Origin of the sequence: Acinetobacter gerneri DSM 14967 = CIP 107464 = MTCC 9824, assembly GCF_000368565.1 — a bacterium.
Taxonomy (GTDB): Bacteria; Pseudomonadota; Gammaproteobacteria; order Pseudomonadales; family Moraxellaceae; genus Acinetobacter; species Acinetobacter gerneri.
On sequence record NZ_KB849528.1, the window covers coordinates 1 to 3,684 of the forward strand.

6 protein-coding genes are annotated in these 3,684 nt (G+C 38.7%); 5 read left to right on the forward strand and 1 reads right to left on the reverse strand.

All coding sequences use genetic code 11. The features are described from left to right. Positions 1 to 15 precede the first annotated feature (15 nt). Positions 16 to 915 (forward strand): hypothetical protein, encoded by a 900-nt coding sequence (locus tag F960_RS00225; RefSeq protein WP_004846783.1) that lies wholly within the window; start codon positions 16 to 18, stop codon positions 913 to 915. A gap of 113 nt (positions 916 to 1,028) precedes the next feature. Here the strand turns inward: F960_RS00225 and F960_RS00230 are convergent, their stop codons facing one another. Beyond that, positions 1,029 to 1,460, reverse strand: a complete 432-nt coding sequence (locus tag F960_RS00230; protein WP_004846786.1) for a conjugal transfer protein TraD — start codon at positions 1,458 to 1,460, stop codon at positions 1,029 to 1,031. 280 nt (positions 1,461 to 1,740) lie between these two features. On the opposite strand from F960_RS00230, the gene F960_RS22520 reads away from it, so the two are divergent. From F960_RS22520 to F960_RS00245, 4 genes are read left to right on the forward strand one after another with little or no spacing between them, the layout of a single operon-like run. Further along, positions 1,741 to 1,896 (forward strand): hypothetical protein, encoded by a 156-nt coding sequence (locus tag F960_RS22520; RefSeq protein ID WP_004846790.1) that lies wholly within the window; start codon positions 1,741 to 1,743, stop codon positions 1,894 to 1,896. After that, positions 1,896 to 2,825, forward strand: coding sequence for a MobA/MobL family protein (locus F960_RS00235; protein WP_004846792.1), 930 nt, complete (start codon positions 1,896 to 1,898; stop codon positions 2,823 to 2,825). The genes F960_RS22520 and F960_RS00235 overlap by 1 nt, the downstream gene beginning before the upstream one ends. Further along, positions 2,822 to 3,322 carry a hypothetical protein gene (locus F960_RS00240; protein ID WP_004846794.1) on the forward strand — a complete coding sequence of 167 codons (501 nt, stop codon included), beginning with the start codon at positions 2,822 to 2,824 and terminating at the stop codon, positions 3,320 to 3,322. The genes F960_RS00235 and F960_RS00240 overlap by 4 nt, the downstream gene beginning before the upstream one ends. A 39-nt stretch (positions 3,323 to 3,361) precedes the next feature. Further along, on the forward strand, positions 3,362 to 3,658 hold the full coding sequence (locus tag F960_RS00245) for a BrnT family toxin (protein WP_004846796.1): 297 nt from the start codon (positions 3,362 to 3,364) through the stop codon (positions 3,656 to 3,658). The last annotated feature ends 26 nt before the right edge of the window (positions 3,659 to 3,684 follow it).

A 3,684-nucleotide genomic window follows, 5' to 3' on the forward strand; every position in this document is an offset into this window, starting at 1 on the left:
TAAATAGGAATTATCGTGAATCAATTTAAGACCTCAATTTTACTTATTTCTTTAGGCTTTGCATTAGCTGCATGTGGTGGCGGTGGTAGTTCTGATAATGGTTCCGATAATACAGGTTCTGGCACAGGCGGTATTGGTGGTTCTGGCACAGGCGGTATTGGTGGTTCTGGCACAGGCGGCACAAATACAGACTCGTCTACAGGTTCAGTATTAGAAAAGTTAAGCACAAATAAAACCTATCGTGCTATTTATGACTTTCCTAATTCATCAGGTACTTTACGAATAGATTCAGTAGTACAAAACGATGCCGGCATTATAACGGAACTTGGTGATTATAAAATTACTGGTGATATTATTGCGAAAGAAATTGCGGGTAATAAAAACTATGCTATTGCGCGTATTTCAAAAGGTATTTTTAATTACGACAGCAATGGTGAAATAAAAACTACGGATATTTCCAAATACACCAATGGCTCATATTTCTACTTCGCATATACCCCATTAGTTGCAAAACGTGTTTTACCACAAACTAAACAAATTAATTGTACTGATGTAAATGCGACTCAAGCAAAATTGACTAATGGCGGTCGCCTTTCTAGTTATATTTCTCCATCTATTCATAACGGCAGTATCACATTGAATCCAAATGGAGATATCGATGTTAAATTTACGGCGAAAAGTGGTAGTGATGAAACAACCTTTGCATCAACAATGAATTGGGTGGATTCATTCAATAGTTATAACGGATACAATTTGTTAGGCATTGTTGGTCAACAAGGCCGATCAGATAATATCGGCACATTTAACATTTCTGATAATGGAACAAACAGCTTAGTGTTAGGTGCAATTTACCGTATGCCTTTAAGTAATGGTGGTAATTACCAAGGTGCTGTTTCAATGGTATGTAATTATTAATACTTCGTAATTAAGCAACACTAAAAAGCCAAAGTTTATTCTTTGGCTTTTATATTTATAAATACATGCTAAAGATTATTTTATGGGTATGATATTGAGCTAAATACTACGGATTACACTAGATAATCCGTAGAGCCATCTTTTTTACGCTGATTTAAGGTTTCTTGTCCTAAATCCTTCCAAATTTGCCATTTCATATCATTTGGGTCTATTTCAGCAGTTTTTAGAAGAACGCCAAGTAATTCGGCTGGGTCACGCTGATCTAGGTTAGCTATTTCAAATAATGCGCCTAATTGAATGAGATGACGTGTACGAGCTTTACGTTCAGCTTCTTTTTCTGCATTCAGTAATTTTCTAACTGCAACTTTTTGCTTATTTGCTCGATCTATGGCTTTTTCAGCTTTGATCAAGGCATTGATCTTTTTCTCTTGGTCGGGTGTTCTGTACTGAATTTTAGCTAATTCAAGTAAAAGTTTTTGAGCATCACTAGGATTCTTTAAAGCAGAAATATAGGTGATTTTTTCAGACAGCCAATCATTATTCATATTCAATTCCATTAATTCAGATACCGCAAAAGCACAGGCTCAATACTCAAAGAACGATAACAAAATATTTACGTTCGAGTAACGTAATTTTGTTAAAGTCGTTCTAGAGATTGTCGCCTGTACTTCCATCAAAAATTTGATGGCGCGCTTAGACGTTTCTCAATTTCATTGAGAAACCTAAGCACGTTAGGGACTTCATCCCTAAAACCCTGAAACTTCTTTTTTTCGTTCAATTGAAAATTGAATGAAAAAAAGAAGTACCAAAGCTAGGAGCAACAGCATGCAACTAAAACAGGTACTGGGAAAAATCAAAGATATTACTTTTGGCGTGATCGCAGCACCGCTAATCATCATCATTATGATGTGGGCTTCGATACTCGACCAAAGAGCATTTAAGAAAGAACTAGACCGAAAAAAGGAACAGGAAAAAACCTAATGGCGATTGCTCGTTTAAGTGTCAAAGTCGGCAAGGCAGGCAAGGCAGCACCGCATGCCGAATATATTGATCGGGACGAAGAAAAGAAGCTGAAACAGGAACAGGCAGAAACCGACCTTGAACATAGCGATTATGGAAACATGCCGAAATGGGCTGAACATAATCCGATTACCTTTTGGGAGGCAGCCGACCTTTACGAGCGCAAAAATGGCAGTACCTATCGAGAATATGAAATTGCCCTGCCTAGAGAGATGAATGCTGAACAACGCTTAGAACTGGTTGAGGACTTCATTCAGTCCGAGATCGGCTCAAAATATCCATATCAGTTTGCGATTCATAACCCTAAAGCAATGGACGGCAACGATCAGCCCCACGTCCACCTCATGTTTAATGAACGTCTGCAAGATGGAATCGAACGAGATCCAGAGCAATATTTCAAACGCTATAACAGCAAAAATCCTGAACGTGGCGGAGCTAAAAAAGACAATACAGGCAAGAGTTACCAGGAACGAAAAACCGATATTAAAGACCTACGCCAAAGATGGGCAGATTTATGCAACAGCCATTTAGAAAAACACCAAATTGACAGCCGTATTGATATGCGAAGCTATAAAGAGCAAGGCATAGAGAAAGAACCTGAAAAAAAACTATTACCAAGCCAAGCCAAAGACCCTGAAATCAGGGAAGCCTTGCAACAGTCACGTACAGCCTATAAAGAGCTTGAGCGACTAGACCTAGGCGACCCGAAAAAAGACCTGAAAGAACTCAAAGACAGCCCAATTTCAGACAAAGAAATTAAACAGGGCATTGAGAGCTTTAAGGCTGATTTTGACAGCTTCAAACAACTTGCCTTACAGCAGTACAAAGAACAGCAGAAATTAGAACGAGAGCAACAGAAAACCATGAGTTATAAGGGGATGAGCCGATGACACCTGATGAAAAAAAGTTATATGCACTGATGGCAGTTGCAGAACAACAGCAGAACCTCGTCAATCAGGCCGTTAAAGAGCTTCAAATCACCGAAGAACGCATTCAAAAGGTCATAGCAGGGCAAACCCATAGTACTGTATCAAAATCGCTAAATACGGGCTTACAGGAGGGTACAGCGGAGCTTATTAAGACCGCTAAAGCACTTGGACATTTAAAAAACTCGATTGAATCAACCAGTGATCAATTTTCATGGAAAATCATCACCATCATTTTAGGCATTTTCGCCATTCTGATGCTTGGCATCATTTGGTTATTCAGTGTTTATATCAAACCTTTAGAAAATATCCCGCAGATCGAGAGCTTAAGACAGCAGGGAATCCAGTTTGATATAGGAAGCTGTACTGTTGGAGAGGAATATAAACCGTGTGTTCGAGTGATGAAAAAGCAGTGCGGATATGGAAAAAATGGAGATTTTTGTGTCATAGACCCAAAATAATAGGCATATTTTTTATTTGACGAGAGGAAATGAGTAATCATGCCATTAATTGAATATTACGGCTTGTTATTTGAATGGCATGACCAAAAAATGGATTTAGTCTATCGAGGGCGAGAAATTACGTTCGAGGAGGTCTGTAGTATTTTCCTTGATCCTGCATTGATGTCTTTTGAGGATGTAGGACACTATGATGAACAACGACTAATATCAGTCGGTTTAAGCAATCGTGGTAGACTATTAACAGTGGTTTGGGTTGAACGTGGAGATGTTGCGAGAATAATCACTGCATTTGAACCATCACATCACCAAAAGCGGAGGTACAGCAATGCAAAATGAACTAGAACGCTATAAAAATTTTGACC

What these genes read in the sequence shown, in the direction of transcription:
- F960_RS00230 (WP_004846786.1), bottom strand. Translation starts at nt 1,460, where the DNA reads ATGAATAATGATTGGCTGTCTGAAAAAATCACCTATATTTCTGCTTTA.
- F960_RS22520 (WP_004846790.1), top strand. Translation starts at nt 1,741, where the DNA reads ATGCAACTAAAACAGGTACTGGGAAAAATCAAAGATATTACTTTTGGC.
- F960_RS00235 (WP_004846792.1), top strand. Translation starts at nt 1,896, where the DNA reads ATGGCGATTGCTCGTTTAAGTGTCAAAGTCGGCAAGGCAGGCAAGGCA.
- F960_RS00240 (WP_004846794.1), top strand. Translation starts at nt 2,822, where the DNA reads ATGACACCTGATGAAAAAAAGTTATATGCACTGATGGCAGTTGCAGAA.
- F960_RS00245 (WP_004846796.1), top strand. Translation starts at nt 3,362, where the DNA reads ATGCCATTAATTGAATATTACGGCTTGTTATTTGAATGGCATGACCAA.